General features: G+C 59.7%; 14 protein-coding genes. 11 read left to right on the top strand and 3 right to left on the bottom strand.

The genetic code is table 11. From position 1 onward, the window contains the following. Positions 1 to 187: 187 nt before the first annotated feature. The gene (locus tag NMB39_RS13005) at positions 188 to 1465 is read right to left on the bottom strand and encodes a serine/threonine transporter (RefSeq protein ID WP_494339113.1); all 1278 of its coding nucleotides are present in this window, start codon (positions 1463 to 1465) and stop codon (positions 188 to 190) included. A gap of 479 nt (positions 1466 to 1944) precedes the next feature. Between NMB39_RS13005 and NMB39_RS13000 the strand changes: the two genes are divergently transcribed. From NMB39_RS13000 to NMB39_RS12970, 7 genes are all read left to right on the top strand, one after another. Beyond that, positions 1945 to 2463: a DUF4822 domain-containing protein gene (locus NMB39_RS13000; RefSeq protein ID WP_494340594.1), complete on the top strand. Its 519-nt coding sequence runs from the start codon at positions 1945 to 1947 to the stop codon at positions 2461 to 2463. Positions 2464 to 2536: 73 nt separating this feature from the next. Beyond that, positions 2537 to 2968, top strand: a complete 432-nt coding sequence (locus tag NMB39_RS12995; RefSeq protein ID WP_306958067.1) for a hypothetical protein — start codon at positions 2537 to 2539, stop codon at positions 2966 to 2968. A gap of 173 nt (positions 2969 to 3141) precedes the next feature. Further along, positions 3142 to 4095, top strand: a complete 954-nt coding sequence (locus NMB39_RS12990; protein ID WP_494339114.1) for a 2-hydroxyacid dehydrogenase — start codon at positions 3142 to 3144, stop codon at positions 4093 to 4095. A gap of 129 nt (positions 4096 to 4224) precedes the next feature. Next, positions 4225 to 5292, top strand: coding sequence for a phosphotransferase family protein (locus tag NMB39_RS12985; RefSeq protein ID WP_494339115.1), 1068 nt, complete (start codon positions 4225 to 4227; stop codon positions 5290 to 5292). Positions 5293 to 5313: 21 nt separating this feature from the next. Then, positions 5314 to 6081, top strand: coding sequence for an SDR family oxidoreductase (locus tag NMB39_RS12980; RefSeq protein ID WP_043050946.1), 768 nt, complete (start codon positions 5314 to 5316; stop codon positions 6079 to 6081). A 70-nt stretch (positions 6082 to 6151) separates the two neighbouring features. Beyond that, positions 6152 to 7585 (top strand): MocR-like pyridoxine biosynthesis transcription factor PdxR, encoded by a 1434-nt coding sequence (gene pdxR / locus NMB39_RS12975; RefSeq protein WP_198720667.1) that lies wholly within the window; start codon positions 6152 to 6154, stop codon positions 7583 to 7585. An 84-nt stretch (positions 7586 to 7669) separates the two neighbouring features. Then, complete coding sequence (locus NMB39_RS12970; RefSeq protein WP_057025275.1) at positions 7670 to 8071, top strand: cupin domain-containing protein; 402 nt, start codon at positions 7670 to 7672, stop codon at positions 8069 to 8071. A 539-nt stretch (positions 8072 to 8610) separates the two neighbouring features. Here NMB39_RS12970 and NMB39_RS12965 read toward each other — a convergent pair. Further along, entirely contained in the window at positions 8611 to 9240 is a 630-nt protein-coding gene (locus NMB39_RS12965) for a DNA-3-methyladenine glycosylase I (protein ID WP_057025274.1), read from the bottom strand. Positions 9241 to 9472: 232 nt separating this feature from the next. Here NMB39_RS12965 and NMB39_RS12960 point away from each other — a divergent pair, with 232 nt between their 5' ends. The 4 genes from NMB39_RS12960 (at position 9473) to NMB39_RS12945 (ending at position 13423) form a co-directional block, all read left to right on the top strand. Continuing rightward, a complete protein-coding gene (locus NMB39_RS12960; protein WP_043051317.1) occupies positions 9473 to 10783 on the top strand; it encodes a C4-dicarboxylate transporter DctA in 1311 nt (436 codons plus the stop codon). A gap of 80 nt (positions 10784 to 10863) precedes the next feature. Continuing rightward, the gene (locus NMB39_RS12955; RefSeq protein ID WP_494339116.1) at positions 10864 to 11565 is read left to right on the top strand and encodes a FadR/GntR family transcriptional regulator; all 702 of its coding nucleotides are present in this window, start codon (positions 10864 to 10866) and stop codon (positions 11563 to 11565) included. Between the two features lie 16 nt (positions 11566 to 11581). Then, entirely contained in the window at positions 11582 to 12274 is a 693-nt protein-coding gene (locus NMB39_RS12950; RefSeq protein WP_494339117.1) for a GntR family transcriptional regulator, read from the top strand. A gap of 102 nt (positions 12275 to 12376) precedes the next feature. Next, positions 12377 to 13423, top strand: a complete 1047-nt coding sequence (locus NMB39_RS12945) for an SEL1-like repeat protein (RefSeq protein WP_494339118.1) — start codon at positions 12377 to 12379, stop codon at positions 13421 to 13423. Between the two features lie 100 nt (positions 13424 to 13523). Here the strand turns inward: NMB39_RS12945 and NMB39_RS12940 are convergent, their stop codons facing one another. Continuing rightward, positions 13524 to 18383: an NAD-glutamate dehydrogenase gene (locus NMB39_RS12940; RefSeq protein WP_057025270.1), complete on the bottom strand. Its 4860-nt coding sequence runs from the start codon at positions 18381 to 18383 to the stop codon at positions 13524 to 13526. Positions 18384 to 18610: the final 227 nt, after the last annotated feature.

The raw sequence follows: 18610 nt of genomic DNA, 5'->3' as shown, positions 1-18610 counted from the left end.
TGAGCAAGCAGCGGATACACCAACCAGGCTGTACTTCGGCGTCAACACCACCACCAAACAACTGTGGGAGGGGGCTTGCCCCCGATAGCAGTGGCTCAGTCAATTGATGGGTGACTGATACACCGCTATCGGGGGCAAGCCCCTCCCACATTTGGATCTGTGTAGTCCTTGCAGGCTGTGTCAGGCCTTAGGCAATCAGCGAATAGACCAATGCCGTAATGGCAATCAAGCCGACTGCCGTAACAAACACATTCGAAGCCTGCCCGCGGTACTTGGCCATGGCCGGCACCTTGCGGATCGCGTACATCGGCATCAGGAACAGGATCGACGCAATCACCGGCCCACCCAGGGTCTCGATCATGCCGAGGATACTCGGGTTGAGCGTGGCGACGATCCAGCACACCACCAGCATGAAGGCGGCGGTCATGCGGTCCAGGGTCTTCGGTGCCGGGCGGCGACCGGTCTTGACCACCAGGCCCTTGAGGCCCTCGCTGGCACCGATGTAGTGGCCCAGGAACGACTTGGCAATCGCCACGAACGCAATCAATGGCGCAGCGAAGGCGATAGTCGGGTTGTCAAAGTGGTTGGCCAGGTACGACAGGATCGACAAGTTCTGCGCCTTCGCCTCGGCCAACTGCGCGGGCGACAGGGTCAGCACGCAACTGAACACGAAGAACAGCACCATCGCCACCATCAACAGGTGCGCGCGGGACAGGATCTGCGAGCTGCGCTCCTCGGCATGTGCGCCGTACTGGCGCTTCTGGTCCACCGCAAAGGCCGAGATGATCGGCGAGTGGTTGAACGAGAACACCATCACCGGAATCGCGAGCCACAGCGTGTTAAGCAATGCCGACGGAGCCGGCACTTCGCTGGCGGTGCTGAGAATGCCACCGTTCCAGTGCGGCACCAGGTACACGGCCAGGAACAGCAAGGCGACGATAAACGGATACACCATCAGGCTCATGGCCTTGACGATCACCTGCTCGCCGCAACGCACCACGGCCAGCAAGCCGAGGATCAGCACGAACGCCAGGATCGCCCGGGGCGGCGGCATGATGTGCAGCTGATGCTCCATGAAACTGCTGACGGTATTGGTCAGGGCCACGCTGTAGATCAGCAGGATCGGGAAGATCGCGAAGAAGTACAGCAACGTGATCAGCGCACCGGCCTTGATGCCGAAATGCTCTTCGACCACATCGGTGATATCGGAGCCTTCACGGCCCGACAGCACGAAACGGGTCAACCCACGGTGGGCAAAGAATGTCATCGGGAAGGCCAGCAGCGCCAGGATCACCAGTGGCCAGAAGCCCCCCAGGCCCGCGTTGATCGGCAAGAACAAAGTACCGGCGCCAATGGCGGTACCGAACAGCCCAAGCATCCAGGTCGTGTCCTGGCGGCTCCAGCTTGTGAGGGTTGCAGGTGTCGTTGCATAGCGTTCGTCGACGCTATTGGCCTGATCATTCATCCGGTCGGATCTCCGCATTCACACGGCCAGGACGAGTCAGAAAAACCTGACAGGCAGCGCCCTGACCATAACAAGGCCCGGATTGTCCGGGATTCTCTTGAATAAGCAAAGACTTAGCTGAGCAATGGTCAGGCTGCCCGCGCGCATGGGACAGATGCGCAGTGCCCTCGACAGCGACCATTAGCCGCAATTGAGCAGCTGCCAGCACAGACATTGGCCTGGTTGACTCTATTAACCAGATTCTGATCGACGCGAAGTTACAGAAAAAATAGTTAAGCTTTAATCAGATATAAAAACCTGTAAGAAAAAACCTACTTACAGCGCTTTGAAATAATATTTTTTAATGTGGTTTTCATTATTAACCGCAGCTTTTGTTACAAGGATTTTCGCGAGCATTGAGCGGCCAAGTTATCACGCTTATATTGCAAACCAACAAGCCACCAACACCACAATATCCATACTTCGCAAGGTCTATTGGTATGCAAAAGCGCAGATTGCTCTTCACTGCTGTACTTTTCGCCGGACTCCTTAATCCACTCGTGAGTCAGGCACGACAAACAACCGAACATGCTGACAGCCACGCACTGGGCACATCGCCCCAATGGCTGACCACAAAAGTTTATATAGAAGGCGCCCCTGATGTAGACGTCAAGGACAAGTACCCGGGTGTGGTCGGCATCTCGATGTGGGATCCCGAACGCAACCGTTATGAATTCTTTAATACCGACACCGGGCGATCAAAATATGAACAGGGCGGTGGTGGGTACTTCCTGGTCACAGGCGACAGGAAAACCCATATCCTCGTGCCTGATAAAGGCCCGCACAGGTCCATCGTCAGACGCCTGGAAGCACTCAACACCGAGGAATTCACTTATTCCCGGGAAGTACCTCGCGACATGGTCGAGACCAACGAAAACGTACGTATCTATGTCGTTCACGCACCTTACAAAGGGCCGATAAAAACCACCACGACCCACTCGCTACATCCGCATTATTAAAGCAATCGACGTTGTCCCGCGCCAATCATTAACGTGCGCCCTTTATAAACTACTAACAAGAAGATACGTCCCCATGAAAAACCCACTCAAATCGTTGCTGATATCCACAGTCGTTGCATCAGCTTTAATTTCAACCAGTGTTGTTGCACAAGCCAAGGCACCTGCTGCTGTTAAAGAGTCTGCTGCCACTCCCGACAATGCATTGATGCTGACTGTATTCCTGAAACATGATCAATCACGCCCACTGGGTGAACTAAGGGCCCAACTCGAAAAGCAGGATTTTTTCAAGACATTTCCTCCAGCAGGCGTAGAGATCGTCAGCTGGAATATCACCATGGGTATCGGCCACGTTATCGTTCTGCGCTTGCCGGCATCGCGGTTGGCGGCTGTAAACCTGGCGCTGGAAAATACCGCCTGGGGTCCTTACAAAACGGAATTCTTTCCTAGCTATGATTACCGGGAAATCTTCCAGGCGGCACAACAGAAGGCTCGAGAAAGCAAATAACCCTGTCAGCGTCTCCTGGGCACCGAGGCGCTATTACCTTGTGCTGCCAGCCGGCTCGGCGTCAGCGGCACGCCCCCCATTCAACCAGGCAAACATTCTTTTGGCCCCCCGGTTTTAGTGCCACAAAAATCCCGCATAATCCCAGGATCGAACCCCACAGTAAGAGCTGCCCCATGCCCAACACTGTCCTGGTCCTGGTTGAAACCATCAACGAATACCTGCAAATCATCGAGAGCAACGACTTTCACGTGATCCTGGCGCCGACGCCCGCAGAGCGGGCCCAGGCGATCAAGGCCCACGCAGGGCAGATCAAGGCCGTGCTGACCCGCGGGCCGCTGGGGCTATACGCTGAGGAAATCGCCGCGTTGCCGTTGCTGGAGATCATCTGCGTGATCGGTGCCGGCTACGAGCATGTAGACCTGCAGGCGGCGAGTAACCGTGGGATCGTGGTGACCAACGGCGCCGGGGTGAACGCGCCCTCGGTGGCCGACCACGCCATGGCATTGCTGCTGTCACTGGTGCGCGGCATTCCTCAAACCGATGCGGCCGTGCGGCGCAGCGAATGGCCGAAGGTCATGCGCCCTTCCCTCGCGGGCAAGCAATTGGGGATTCTCGGGCTTGGCGCCGTGGGCATGGAGATCGCCAAGCGTGCCGCCCTCGGCTTCGGCATGGAGGTCAGTTACCACAACCGCCAACCCCGCGATGACGTGGAGTACACCTACTGTGCAACCGCCGTGGAGCTGGCCCGCAACTCCGACTTCCTGATGTTGGCGACACCCGGCGGCGCCAGCACCCGCCACCTGATCGACCGCCATGCCTTGGACGCACTGGGGCCGCACGGCTTCCTGGTGAATATCGGCCGTGGCAGCGTGGTGGTGACCGCCGACCTGGTGGCCGCGCTGGAACAACGGCGTATCGGCGGCGCCGCGCTGGATGTATTCGACGATGAGCCCAAGGTGCCGGACGCCCTCAAGCGCCTGAACAATACCGTGCTCACCTCCCACGTGGCCGGCCTGTCACCGGAAGCTACCCACGATACGGTGCAACGGGTGGCGGACAACCTGGTGGAATACTTTGCCGGCCGCCCCGTACTGACCCCGGTCACGTTGCCAGCGCCCGCAAAATGACCAATCAGGCACGCTGATCACCCTTCAACACGCTAACCTATTAAACCGCCCCGACCTTGTCGCTGGGCGGTGGTGCGCATTAGATTAGGAAATAGTCCAAGGCCTTTAGAATAAGCAGAAGGGATAAGCATGGCGCTGAACGACCAATCGACCCAGATTCGCCCCGGCGAAGAGCTTGATGCCAGCCTGATTGATCCCTACCTCAAGGCTCATATCCCAGGCTTGCAGGGAACGCTCAAGATCAGCCAATTCCCCGGTGGCGCCTCGAACCTGACTTACCTGCTGGAATACCCGGGCCAGGAGTTCGTGCTACGCCGCCCACCGTTTGGCCACAAGGCCAAGTCCGCCCACGACATGGGCCGCGAATACCGCATTCTCAATCAACTCAAGGATGGCTTCCCGTACTGCCCCAAGGCCTACGTGCACTGCACCGATGAGTCAGTAATCGGCGCCGAGTTCTATGTGATGGAACGGGTCAACGGCATCATCCTGCGTTCCGACCTGCCGACCGAACTGGGGCTGGACGCGACCAAGACTGAAGCCTTGTGCAAAAGCTTCATCGACAAGTTCGTCGAGTTGCATCAGGTCGACTATGCGGCCTGCGGCCTGGCCGACCTGGGCAAGCCCGAAGGCTACGTGGCAAGGCAGATTCGCGGTTGGAGCGACCGCTACGAAAAGGCCCTGACCCCCGACGCGCCAAAATGGGAAGCAGTGTGCACCTGGCTCAATGACAAAATGCCCGCCGACCACCCGACCTCCAGCATCGTGCACAACGACTACCGCTTCGATAACGTGATCCTCGACCCACACAACCCGATGCAGATCATCGGCGTGCTGGACTGGGAACTGACCACCCTGGGCGACCCGCTGATGGACCTGGGCAATACCCTCGCCTACTGGATCGAAGCCGCCGACCCGGCGCCGGTGCAACTGATGCGACGCCAGCCGAGCAACGCCCCGGGCATGCTCACCCGCCGCCAGTTCGTCGACTACTACGCCGAACGCTCCGGCATCCAGATCGATAATTTCGATTTCTATTACACCTACGGCCTGTTCCGCCTGGCCGGCATCGTGCAGCAGATTTACTACCGCTTCTTCCACGGCCAGACCCAGGACAAACGCTTTGCGCAGTTCATCCATATGAACACATTGCTTGAGCAGATGAGCCTGAATGTCATCGGCAAATCCGCGCTCTGATTGCAACCACAAGGAACCCTCATGTCCAAGACCAACCTGTTCGACCTTGACGGCAAGATTGCTTTCGTTTCCGGCGCCAGCCGTGGCATCGGCGAAGCCATCGCCAAGTTGCTGGCCCAGCAAGGCGCCCATGTGATTGTTTCCAGCCGCAAACTGGAAGGTTGCCAGCACGTGGCCGATGCAATCATCGCCGACGGCGGCAAGGCCACCGCCATTGCCTGCCACATTGGGGAAATGGAGCAGATCGCCCAGGTGTTTGCCGGCATCCGCGAGCAGTTCGGGCGCCTGGATATCCTGGTCAACAATGCCGCGACCAACCCACAGTTCTGCAACGTGCTGGACACGGACCTCGGTGCATTCCAGAAGACCGTTGACGTCAACATTCGCGGCTACTTCTTCATGTCGGTGGAGGCCGGCAAGCTGATGCGCGAAAACGGCGGCGGCAGCATCATCAACGTGGCTTCGATCAACGGCATCTCGCCGGGTGTGTTCCAGGGCATCTATTCGGTGACCAAGGCCGCCGTGATCAACATGACCAAGGTGTTTGCCAAGGAATGTGCGGCGTTCGGCATCCGTTGTAACGCACTGCTGCCGGGCCTGACCGACACCAAGTTCGCCTCGGCGCTGGTCAAGAACGACTCGATCCTGAAAACTGCCCTGGCCCAGATCCCGCTCAAGCGCGTGGCCGCCCCCAGCGAAATGGCCGGCGCGGTGTTGTACCTGGCCAGTGATGCGTCGAGCTACACCACCGGCGTGTCGCTGAATGTGGATGGCGGCTTCCTGTCCTGACATCGCCTGGGTTTCTTCGGATCGGTTTGCGCGTAACCTTGGCGCAGATCGATCTGTCCCAGGATGAAACATGGAACTGCACCTCGTCATCACCGGCCGCAAGGACCTGGCTGCCCAGCTTTACCAGCAGTTGCGCGAAGCCATCGCCACCGGGCGACTCTCGGCCGGTGCACAACTGCCTCCCAGCCGGCTGCTCGCCGAGCAACTGGGCATATCGCGCAAAACTGTCTCCGACACCTACGCCACCTTGACTTACGAAGGCCTGCTGGTCGGCAAGATTGGCCGGGGCACCTTCGTCAATGCGTGGGCGCCACAGCCCGACCGCGTGCAGAGCGCCACCGACCTGGCCTGCGCCGCCAACCTGAGCAAGTGGGCGGCACTGCCCTCGCCCATGCGCCACCCCACCGACGACGATATCCTGCGCTACGAATTTATCGGCGGCGCCACCACGCGCAATCAATTCCCCCAGGAGGAATGGCGGCGCTGCACCCAGCATGCCCTGCGCCGTATCGCCCAGCACAGCGGTTTCTACAGCCAGCCCGAGGGCCTGCCCGCCCTGCGCAGTGCCATCGCCGGGCACATCGCGTTTTCCCGCGGGGTCAAATGCCTCGACCACGACATCGTGGTCACCAATGGCGCCCAGCAGGCCCTCGACCTGATCGCCCGTGTGGTGCTGGAGCCGGGCAGTATCGTGGCCATGGAAGACCCAGGCTACAGCCCCGCACGCCAACTGTTCATGGCCATGGGCGCGAGCGTCGCCAGTGTGCCGGTGGACGACCAGGGCATCCGGGTCAAGGACATTCCCGAGGGAACCCGGCTCATCTACGTGACCCCGTCCCACCAGTTCCCCCTCGGCATGCCCATGAGCCAGCCACGCCGCGAAGCCCTGCTGGAACGGGCCATCGAGCTTGGCGCGATCATCATCGAAGACGACTACGACAGCGAGTTTCGCTACGCAGGCCGCCCCACCGACTCCCTGCAAAGCATGGACACCCGTGGCGTGGTGGCCTATGTCGGGACCTTCTCGAAAACCTTGCTGCCGCAGTTGCGCCTGGGCTACGCGGTGCTGCCGCCGGCGATTTATGCCGCGGTGCTCAAGGCCAAGCAACTGACCGACCAGCACTGTTCGACCCTGCCGCAATGGGCACTGGCCAAGTTCATCAGCGAGGGCTATTTGCTCAAGCATATCCGCCGTTGTCATAGCGTCTATGCTGGGCGCCGCGAACGCATCCTGCAGCGCCTGGCCGGTGATCTGTCACCCTGGTTTGAAGCAGTACCCACGGTGGCCGGCTTTCATATGGCAGCGTTGTGCAAAGTGCCGGTGGATATCACGCTGCTGATAGAAATGGCACGCCAGGCTGGAGTGGGCTTGTATCCGCTGGACGTGTTCTACCACGACGCACCTGCTCGCCCGGGCCTGATCATCGGTTTCGGTGCCATTGAAACCCTGGACATCGACCCGGCGCTGGACAAGGTCCGCGACATCCTCCAGCAGATTGGCTAAGGTTTTTTCCGGCGCATTGGTCATTGGTGGCGTGTAGGCTACGGCGTAGGGTGAAGAGGTCTCGAACTACCTGGAACCCTCACCATGAAACGACTGCTCGTCACTACGCTGATGCTCGCGTCCCTCAGCGCCCACGCCCACGACCCGGTCTATAACAAAGAAACGCTCAAGGTGTTGCACGAGCATGCCTTGAGCAACGTACCCGGCAAGAAAGTCCTCATGCTGACCGTGGATTACGCCCCCGGCCAGGCCACCGTACCTCACAGCCACACCGGTACTGCCGTAGCCTATGTGCTTGAAGGCCAGATCACGTCGCGGGTCAACGAGGAAAAGGCGATCACCTACAAAGCCGGGGAATCGTTCTACGAACCGGCGGGCTCACGGCACTTTGAGTCGAGCAATGCCAGCCAGACCCAACCGGCGAAACTGCTGGTGGTGATGGTGATGGATGACAAGGCTGAAGTGCTCACACCCCTGCCACAGTAAGCCGCCGCACCACTGAACCAATGTAGGGGCTCGCCGCCGATGAGCACGGGTATCTACACAACTTTGTAGCAGCCGACCGTAACCACGATGCGCAGCGAGTCGCTCTTGATCTTGATCTTGATCTGCTTTTGATCTTAGGCGCCCCGTTAAACCACGCTGGCCGGAATTCGACAGGGATTTGGGGGGTAAACCGGCAGGGATGCCGGTTTAGCCGCCCAAATCCCTGGCGGATTACGGGTACACCGAGCCTAAGCGAGGTGCCGAGTGGTGGGGCGAGGACCTTTTGCTTACTTTTGGCTGGGCCGGCATTCCGGTCCTTCCAAAAGTGAGCCGCTGTCAGAGCGGACCCCTAAGTGGCCGTTACCGCAGCAATGGATATGTACTCGATCTGATCCAACATCCTGGTCGGCCCCAAGGCCACCATCGGGGGCAAGCCCCCTCCCACATTTGGATCGCGGCGCATCAGTCAGATAGCTATAAGCTGTCAGGCAGCAAACGGGAGCAAGTCGGATCGTCGCACCGCCCCTTTACACGCCGATTCAAGGGCGCTTGAACGTGCACCGTAGCGCTTCGATGCGCGGGCGGCAAACGCAGCCTTCCAGATGATCATTGACCATCCCCATCGCCTGCATCAGCGCGTACATGGTGGTCGGACCGACAAAGGTCCAGCCGCGCTTCTTCAGGGCCTTGGACAAGCGCACCGACGCCGGCGAGGTCGGATTGGCGGCCCAGTAAGCCATATCTACCCGCGTCGGGCGCTCATCTTCGGCAGGCTCAAATGCCCACAGCCAACGTGCCAATGATCCAGTCTCATCCACCAACTCACAGGCCCGCCGCGCATTATTGATTGCGGAAATAATCTTGGCCCGATTGCGCACGATGCCCGGGTCACGCATCAAGCGCTCGACATCCGCCTCGCCATACTGCGCCACCCGGCGAAAATCAAAGCCCTCGAACGCCTGCCGAAAGCTTTCACGCTTGCGCAGGATGGTGATCCACGCCATCCCCGCCTGAAAGCCCTCCAGGCAGATCTTCTCGTACAACTGGATGTCATCGGCCACCGGCACGCCCCACTCGTGGTCGTGGTAATGCGGGTATTCGGGGGCGGCGTTGCGCCAGGTGCAATGGCGAAGCCCTGCTGCGTCGGTGGTCAGCCCTGATTGGTCCATCCATCACCTCGTGTGCCGAGGGCGGATGATACGCAAAAAAATTCAAACCCCGCCAACCGCTCAAGCACCGGACTTACCGACCCACTGGTCAGACCGGGACCCGCCGACCGTCGAATATTTACTTGTGATTTGAAAAAAGCCAAGCGTAGACTGGCCGCGCACTGGACTTACCGGTAAGACCACAACAATTAAGCCCTGGACCCACCAGGGCACCCGAATAGAGATCCTTCCCATGCTCAGATGGTGCTCGCGTTCGATTTTCCTGCAAGTCGTGATTGGCCTGATCCTGGGCATAGTCTGCGGCCTGGCCCTTCCCGAATTCTCCTCGCAACTCAAACCCCTGGGCGACGGCTTTATCAAGCTGATCAAAATGCTGATTGGCCTGATCGTCTTCTGCGTGGTGGTCAGCGGTATTTCCGGCGCCGGCGATTTGAAGAAAGTCGGACGCATCGGCCTCAAGTCGGTGATCTACTTTGAAGTACTCACCACCGTCGCCCTGGTGCTCGGGCTGATCATGGCGTTCAGCACCGGCATTGGTAGCGGCGCCAATATTCACTTGGAGCAACTGTCGTCTGCTGGCTTGAACGAATTGGCCGACAAGGGCCAGCACATCAAGGGCACCAGCCAGTTCCTGATGGACCTGATCCCCAACTCGGTGATCGGCGCATTCGCCGACAACAACGTGCTGCAAGTGCTGCTGTTCTCGGTGCTGTTCGGTAGTGCGCTGAACCTGGTGGGCGAAGCGGCCAGCGGCATCTCCCGGCTGATCAACGAGCTGAGCCATGTGATCTTCCGCATCATGGGCATGATCGTGCGCCTGGCGCCAATTGGTGTATTCGGCGCGATCGCGTTCACCACCAGCACTTATGGCCTGGACTCCCTGCAACACCTGGGCAGCCTGGTGGGGCTGTTCTACCTGACCTGCTTTGCTTTCGTCGCACTGATCCTCGGCCTGGTGATGCGCCTGTCGGGCCTGCGCATGCTGCCCCTGCTCAAGTACCTGCGTGAAGAGCTGCTGATCGTGATGGGCACCGCCTCCTCTGATGCAGTGCTGCCGCAGATCATGCGTAAGCTGGAACACCTGGGTATTGGCAGTTCCACCGTGGGCCTGGTGATTCCGACAGGGTATTCGTTCAACCTCGACGGTTTTTCCATCTACCTGACCCTCGCCATCGTGTTTATCGCCAATGCCACCGGCACACCCTTGTCGATGACCGACTTGCTGACGATCCTGCTGGTATCGTTGATCACCTCCAAAGGTGCCCATGGTATTCCGGGTTCGGCGCTGGTAATCCTGGCGGCGACGCTCACGGCGATCCCGGCCATTCCGGTGGTCGGCCTGGTGTTGGTGCTGGCGGTGGACTGGTTCATGGGCATTGGCCGTGCATTGACTAACCTGATCGGCAACTGCGTGGCTACCGTGGCGATTGCGCGCTGGGAGAAAGACATTGATATCCAACGCGCCAACAAGGTGCTGGACGGCCAGCAAGGGTATGCCTTCCAGGCCAAGAAACCGGTACTGCCGGCGCATCAGGAATTTTAATGTGGGAGGGGCTTGCCCCTCTCACACTTTGATCTTCAACAGTTTGAACCTCGTATTTGCAACTTCAAGGAGCACACGACGTGATCAGCACTTCAACCGTCGTCAATTCAGTTGTAGAGAAACTGCGCGCCGCACTTAAGCGCGGCCAGTGGCGGCGCGGGGAAATGCTGCCCGGCCAGCGTGAATTGGCTGAACAGTTGGGCATCAGCCGCCCGAGCCTGCGTGAAGCCGTGATCGTGCTGGAAACACTCGGCCTGGTGCGTTCCATGCCCGGCAAAGGCGTCGTTGTGCTGGAAACCAGCGTCAGCGAGCCGCAATCGAGCGACGCCGTGGCCGATGCCAGCCTCGAAGACATCCTGCAACTGCGCTACACCCTCGAACCTTTTATCGTCGGCCTGGTGGCCCAATCCATCAGCAGCAAGGAAGTCGGCCAATTGCGCCTGACCTTGATGGACATGCGCGAAGCCCTGGATGCTGGTGATGCCGAAGCCGGCATGAACGCCTATATCGATTTCCACGAAGAACTGTTCGCCCTCACCTCCAACCCGATTTTCCAGAATGTGGTGCAGCAAACCAGCACCGCACTCAAGCAAAGCGCACAAGTGCTGCGCAACTCGCCTGAACACCTGGCTGAGCGCCTGCGGGAAAACGACGCCGTGGTGCGCGCCATCCGCAACAAGAACAGCGCCCTGGCCAGTGCCGAAATGCGTCGGCACATCCTTCAGGAAGGCTTGCGCATGGGCATTCGCCTGAATATCCCGGACGACCATCTGGGCAGCTGATTTTTGGAGACTGGCCATGAACGCTCACGCCCTGCGATACGACCCTATACTCCCTGCCCTTCGCCTGGTCGCCGGTGAAAAACCGTCGGTGGACGACATCTATCCACAGCTATTCGACGCCATCCTCGAGCAACGCATCGTCCCGTCCAGCCGCTTTACCGAAGAAGGCCTGGGCGAGACCTTCGGTGTGAGTCGCAGCGTTATTCGCCGCGTGTTGGCCAGGCTCTCCCTGCAGCGCGTGATCATCCTGCGTCCCAACAAGCGGGCCGAGGTCGCGGTACCGGACAGACAACAAGCGCAGCAGATCCTGGAAGCCCGGCGCCTGACAGAAATGACCGTGGTGCAACTGGCCTGCGCCAACGCCACCCTGGAACACCTGCGCCAGTTGCGCGAACTCATCCTGCGGGAACAGGAAAGCCTTGCACGCGACCAACACGCGGCAGCCATTCGGCTGTCCGGCGAGTTTCATCTGCGGTTGGCGGTCATCGCGGGCAACAAGCCATTGGAGCAATTCCTCAACAGCCTGGTGCCGTTGACCTCACTGATGATTGCGCACTGTGAAACGCAGCCGCGCAACGGGTGTGCATGGGAAGAACACTTGGGCATTGTCGACGCTCTGGCGCGCAATGACATTGCTCACGCGCAGGCGCTGATGGCTCGGCACTTGAAGCACCTGGAGCATCATTTGGCGCGTCACTTGCAGCATTGATACGGCCTGCCATGACCAATGATAGATATGTAGCGACAGTGAGGGACCGCGGTTCCATAACCTGAATTCGCACAATTTCAGTGCTTATTACAGGTATAGATCATGTCCGCCGAATCAAATGTGAGGCCCGCACTGTTCAATGTGCTGTCCCAACTGAATGCTCAAAAAGAGACTTTGTCACTGCCGATGACAACAGCACTGGATGAGCTGAACCAAAGTGCGGCGCAGGCCGGAATGAAGATGCTCGGGCTCAATAAAATAGAAGAGGCCGAACATTTTCTGACCATAGCCTCGGCCGCCCAGTTTCCCGAGTGTCAGTTCGGCATGGCCACGTGTAACGTTTACCGAGACGGCATCTGGCACAGCGAGCAAGGAAAACTGTCCTCTCACGCCAGTGAAGAAACCAAGAAATGGCTGAAACTCGCCGCAGCGCTGAACTACATTCCGGCACTTATACAGTTGGGGGATACCGAGTCGCTGGAAACAGCCAAGACACTGGTGAGCAAGTTCCCCGCGCATAAAGAGCCCGAAGGTATGTACTACCAGTACCTCATCACCGATGACTTCAGCTGGCTGGAAAAATCCGCCGCCGCAGGCTTCAGCCTGGCCCAGTTCAAACTCGCCGAACAGTATCAACGCAACCCGAAATTGATTGCTAACGACGCGCTGCGCCTGGCGCGAATCGAAGAGCTGTATCAAGAATCTGCCGACGCAGGCCTGCCATTGGCGTTGTACGCACGGGTCTTCTTCGAGGACTCCACCGCCAGCGTGGCGGAAAAGCGCACTCGGCTTGCTCGGCTGGCTAACATGGGCCACGTGGAGGCGATGATGGAATATGGATATGCACTCGCCAACATGCCCTACCGTGAGCGTTTCGCGCCGAAGGAGGACGGTAGCGCACCGCCCTTTACAAACCCATACGGGTTGGCAAAAAACATCCCCCTCGCCTACGCCCTGTTGAAGTATGTCCAGAAAAGCATGCCGGCCCCTATCCCACCAAGGCTTCCAGCGGACGTCCATATGATCGAAATGCGCATGAGCCTGGAAGATCACGAACAGGCGAAACTGGCGTTGACCGCCGTTGAAAACAACACTCCAAACCTGTTCGCTCGCCTGGAGGAGTTGATTATCCCCGGCACCGCGAAATAACGACCCACCTGCCGTATTGGCCGATTGATCTTGCGCCCAATAAAAATCCCCGAATCTTTCGATCCGGGGACTTTTTAAGCGCTAACGTTCAGTCGCGTCGTTACAGCACCGACTGACCGCTCAACGCCAGGTCCAGCAACTCACGGTTGGCCACTGCATACATGGCGTAGTCCGTGCCCACGGCAGCACGGATTTCCACCATCATCGCGCGCCAGCGATCAGCCATGTCCTGGTGTTGCTCAAGCCACAGGGCCACGCGGGCTTCCATGTCTTGGGGCGCGTCGGCCATTTGCAGGACCGCGATGGTGATCGCCCGTTGCTGCCAGTCCACATCGTCGCGGAAGGCTTCGCGGGCCTGGGCCTGCCAGTTGTTGGCTACCGGCAGATCGCTGATCTGCTGCAGGTACCACGGCAGGTCCAGTGCGCTGCCAACCGCAAAGTAGGCCTTGGCCACTTCGGCGGCGTCATGCCCGGTCACGTCGGCAGCTTCGATGATCGGCAGCAAGGTGTACAGGTGAGTCGTACCGGCCACCATGCGCGCCAGCAACTCCGGCACACCAGCTTCGGTGTAGGCCTGGTAGCGGGTCTGCCAACCTTCGCGGGTCGGACCTTCCAGCAACTCGTCGAGCTTGAGACCCAACGCGGCCAGGTGTGGTCCGAAGTGCGCGGTGTCACGCCCGGCGTCCTGCTCGTTGCGACGGCTGCGCAGGAACCAGCGCGTAGCGCGACGGCCCAGGCGCATCAGCTCGTCCATCAGTTCCAGTTGCACGTCGGCAGAGACCTGGTGGTCCAAGGCCTCAATCTGACGGAACCAGTGCGGGAGGTGGAAGATGTCGCGCACGATCACATAGGCGCCGGCCACGTTCGCCGGGCTCATGCCGGTCGACTCCTTGAGGCGCTGCACGAAGGTGATGCCCATGTGGTTGACCAGGTCGTTGGCGATCTGGGTGCTGACGATCTCGCGCTTGAGACGGTGACGACGCATGGCCTCACCGAACTTGGCCACCAGGCTCGGCGGGAACGCGGTCTCCATGTCACGGGTCAGGTACTCGTCATCCGGCACCAGCGACTTGAGCAGCGCTTCCTTGAGGTCGATCTTGCTGTACGAGATCAGCACCGACAGCTCCGGACGGGTCAGGCCCTTGCCGGCAGAAGCGCGCTCGCTGAGCTGCTCTTCGGTGGGCAAGTACTCAATGGCGCGATCCAGCTTGCCACGGCCTTCCAGGTCGCTCATCAGACGCTTGTACTCGGCGGCGCGCTCGTAGGCACGGCGCGCCGCCAGGGATAGGGCCTGGGTCTGCTTGTAGTTGTTGCCCAACACCAGGTGGCCGACTTCGTCGGTCATGCTCGCCAGCAACTGGTTGCGTTGCTTGTCGGTCATGTCACCGGCCTGCACCACTTCGTTAAGCAGGATCTTGATGTTCACTTCGTGGTCGGAGCAATCCACACCACCGGCGTTATCGATGAAGTCGGTGTTGGAACCGCCGCCATTGAGGCCGAATTCCACACGACCCAGCTGGGTCATGCCGAGGTTGCCGCCCTCGCCCACCACCTTGCAGCGCAGCTCGTTGCCGTTGACGCGCAGCGCGTCGTTGGCCTTGTCGCCCACGTCGGCATGGCTCTCGGTGCTGGCCTTGACGTAGGTGCCGATGCCGCCGTTCCACAACAGGTCCACCGGCGCCTTGAGCAAGGCGTTGAGCAGTTCGGTCGGGGTCAGCTTGTCGGCCTGGATGTCGAAGCGTTCCTTCATCTGTGGCGAGATGGCGATGCTCTTGGCGCTGCGCGAGAAGATACCGCCGCCTTCGGACATGATGCTGGTGTCGTAGTCGGTCCACGACGAACGCGGCAGCTCGAACAAACGCTTGCGCTCGACGAAGCTGGTGGCCGGGTTAGGGTTCGGGTCGATGAAGATGTGCATGTGGTTGAAGGCTGCAACCAATTGCAGCTTGTCGGACATCAGCAAGCCGTTACCGAACACGTCACCGGCCATATCGCCGACGCCCACCACAGTGATGCTGTCTTCCTGCACGTTGATGCCGCGCTCACGGAAATGACGCTGCACACCGACCCACGCGCCCTTGGCGGTGATGCCCATTTTCTTGTGGTCGTAACCGGCCGAACCGCCGGAAGCAAATGCATCACCCAGCCAGAAGCCGTAGTCGATGGCAATGCCGTTGGCGATGTCGGAGAAGGTCGCAGTACCCTTGTCCGCCGCCACCACCAGGTACGGGTCATCATTGTCATGACGCACGACGTTGGCCGGTGGCACCAGGGCGCCATCCTTCAGGTTGTCGGTAATGTCCAGCAGGCCGGAAATGAAGATGCGGTAGCAGGCGATACCCTCGGCCGCGATCTCGTCACGGCTGCCACCCAATGGCAGGCGACGCGGCAGGAAGCCGCCCTTGGCACCCACCGGCACGATCACCGAGTTCTTCACCTGCTGGGCTTTTACCAGGCCCAATACTTCGGTACGGAAGTCTTCTTCACGGTCGGACCAGCGCAGGCCGCCACGGGCGACATTACCAAAGCGCAGGTGCACACCTTCGACACGCGGCGAGTACACGAAGATTTCGAACTTCGGTACCGGCTTTGGCAGCTCAGGAATCGCATGCGGATTGAACTTGAAGCTGAAGTACGACTTGTTCTGGCCGTTGGCGTCGGTCTGGTAGAAGTTGGTACGCAGCGTGGCCTTGATCAGGTCCAGGTAGCGACGCAGGATGCGATCTTCGTTGAGCACCTGGACGTCGTCCAGGGCAGTGAGAATCGCTTGTTCCAGGCGCTGCTGCTTGTCTTCCAGGTCGTCGGCGGTGAGCTTGCGCGCCAGGTAGAAGCGGGTCTTGAACAGCCGGGTCAACTCGCGGGCGATGTCGGTGTGGTTGTTCAGGGTGCTGGCGATGTAACCCAGGTCGAAGCCCAGGCGGATCTGCTTGAGGTAGCGAGCATAAGCACGCAGCAGCGCAACGTCGCGCCAAGGCAGGCCAGCGGTCAGTACCAGACGGTTGAATGCATCGTTCTCGGCATCGCCGTGGACGATATGCACGAACGCGTCCTGCAGGGTGTCGTTGAGCTGCTGGATATCCAGGTTCACGCCTTCGGCGGCGATGAACGCAAAGTCATGGATCCAGAATTCACGGCCATTGGCGTGGCGCAGGCGATACGGGAACTCACCCAGCACGCGCAGGCCGAGGTTTTCCAGGATCGGCAGCACGTCGGACAGTGCCAGCGGGGTATCGGCGTGGTAAAGCTTGCAATGCAGCTCACGCTGGCCGGAAACCTGGCCCAGGGGCTGATAGAAGCTCATCACCAGCGGGTTGGCTTCGGTGAGGCTGTTTAGGTGCTGCATGTCGACCACGGCCGAATGCGCGGCAAAACGCTCGCGGTAGCCGGCCGGGAAGCCTTTCGGGAAGTCCGCCAGCACGTTGGTGCCATGGGCTTCGCCGAAGCTTTCCACCACCAGGCTGGCGTAGTCGTCCTGCCAGCTGCGGCAGGCTTGCACCACTTCTTTTTCCAGTTGCAGCGGGTCGATGTCCAGGCGGTTCTTCGGGTCGACCCGCAGGATCAGTTGCACACGGGCCAGTACCGACTCGGAGAAGAAGGTCCAGAACTCGCAGTCCGACGCTTTCAGGCGATCCATCAGCACTTGCTGGATCTTCTGGCGCACTTCGGTGGAGTAGATGTCACGCGGTACGTAGGCCAGGCAGTAGCAGAACCGACCGTACGGGTCTTTGCGCAGGAACACGCGGATCTTGTTGCGTTCCTGGATCTGCACGATTGACATCACTGTGCTGAACAGCTCGTCCACCGGGGTCTGGAACAGGTCGTCACGGGGCAGCACTTCAACCACCTGGGCCAGCTCCTTGCCCAGGTGCGCCTTGGCCTGGAAGCCCGAACGACGTTCGATCTCAGCGACCTTGCGGCGGATGTAAGGAATCACCCGCACGCTTTCGCCATACACCGAAGAGGTGTACAGGCCCATGAAGCGGTGTTCCTTGATAACCTTGCCGTCGGCGCTGATTTCACGGATCGACACATAGTCCGGGTAAGCCGGGCGGTGTACGCGGCTTGGATGTGCAGCCTTGGCGAACGACAGCACGGTCGGTTCGCGCAGATAGGCTACCGCGTAGTCTTCGATGCGCAGATCTTCGGCGGTGAGGCCGGCGCGCAGCAGTTTGGTCAGACCGAGGAAGGAGCTGGCGTCATATTCGATATGACCGCCGTCCGCCTCGTCACGTACCACGAACTCTTCGTAGCCGAGGAAGGTGAAGTGGTTGCCCACCAGCCATTCGAGGAAGTTCTTGATCTCGGCTTTTTCTTCGCCGTCGATGGCAAATGGGCTGGCATCGATACCAGCCAGCAGGTCCTGGACCTTGGCTTTCATCGGCTCGAAATCGGCAACGGCCACGCGCACTTCGCCCAGCACCTGCTCAAGCTCTTTGCTCAGCACGTTCAATTCGGCGGCGTTGGCGCAACGGTCGATTTCCAGGTACATCAGCGATTCTTGCAGGATGCCGTCGCCCTGGGTGCCCTTTGGCAGGACTTCCAGCAGCTCGCCCTTGCTGCCACGACGCACGCTGAGCACGGTGGTTTGCAGGGTGTGGATACTGTAGCCGCGGCGGTTCAGCTCGGTGCGTACCGAGTCCACCAAAAAAGGCAGGTCATGGTGCAGCACTTCGACCGCGGTGTGGGTCGATTGCCAGCCATGACGTTCGTAATCGGGGTTGTAGACCCGCACTTGCGGTTGGGTGTGATCAAAGCGCTCAAGCAGGCGCCAGGCAGACAGGGTGCAACCGGCCAGGTCGGAAAGGCGACGCTGGGTCAGTTCATCCAGGGAAATGATGCCGAAGAATTGCTCAGCGAACAGCGCCACTTGTGGCAGTGCCTGTTCACTGATGTGCTGGGCCAGTGCCGCTTGCAGTTGGTGCTGGAAGTCGGCCTTGCTGGCTGCGGTGAAAAACGCCATCTGTGGTACTCCGCTTGGGCTTGTTATTGATGGAAGCGTCGCGTGTTACCCCCTTGCGGGGAGACCGTCGGCTCTGTTCGTGGGTCACGATAAACGAATCAGGGCGACAGGTGGGTGAAGCTGGACAAGACAGTCAGGTCACATACAACTTCCATAAGGCACACACCTGGCCGGGGCGACGGTATGACAGGCAGGTCGGGCTCCCGGCACAGGGCACATCCTGTGCG

The organism is Pseudomonas sp. FBCC-B545 (assembly GCF_059134095.1).
This window is presented reverse-complemented; position numbering and strand designations above follow the sequence as displayed.

Coding starts and splice junctions, on each gene's coding strand:
- NMB39_RS12940 (WP_057025270.1), bottom strand. CDS start 18,383: ATGGCGTTTTTCACCGCAGCCAGCAAGGCCGACTTCCAGCACCAACTG.
- NMB39_RS12950 (WP_494339117.1), top strand. CDS start 11,582: ATGAACGCTCACGCCCTGCGATACGACCCTATACTCCCTGCCCTTCGC.
- NMB39_RS12980 (WP_043050946.1), top strand. CDS start 5,314: ATGTCCAAGACCAACCTGTTCGACCTTGACGGCAAGATTGCTTTCGTT.
- NMB39_RS12995 (WP_306958067.1), top strand. CDS start 2,537: ATGAAAAACCCACTCAAATCGTTGCTGATATCCACAGTCGTTGCATCA.
- NMB39_RS12990 (WP_494339114.1), top strand. CDS start 3,142: ATGCCCAACACTGTCCTGGTCCTGGTTGAAACCATCAACGAATACCTG.
- pdxR (WP_198720667.1), top strand. CDS start 6,152: ATGGAACTGCACCTCGTCATCACCGGCCGCAAGGACCTGGCTGCCCAG.
- NMB39_RS12985 (WP_494339115.1), top strand. CDS start 4,225: ATGGCGCTGAACGACCAATCGACCCAGATTCGCCCCGGCGAAGAGCTT.
- NMB39_RS13000 (WP_494340594.1), top strand. CDS start 1,945: ATGCAAAAGCGCAGATTGCTCTTCACTGCTGTACTTTTCGCCGGACTC.
- NMB39_RS13005 (WP_494339113.1), bottom strand. CDS start 1,465: ATGAATGATCAGGCCAATAGCGTCGACGAACGCTATGCAACGACACCT.
- NMB39_RS12945 (WP_494339118.1), top strand. CDS start 12,377: ATGTCCGCCGAATCAAATGTGAGGCCCGCACTGTTCAATGTGCTGTCC.
- NMB39_RS12965 (WP_057025274.1), bottom strand. CDS start 9,240: ATGGACCAATCAGGGCTGACCACCGACGCAGCAGGGCTTCGCCATTGC.
- NMB39_RS12970 (WP_057025275.1), top strand. CDS start 7,670: ATGAAACGACTGCTCGTCACTACGCTGATGCTCGCGTCCCTCAGCGCC.
- NMB39_RS12960 (WP_043051317.1), top strand. CDS start 9,473: ATGCTCAGATGGTGCTCGCGTTCGATTTTCCTGCAAGTCGTGATTGGC.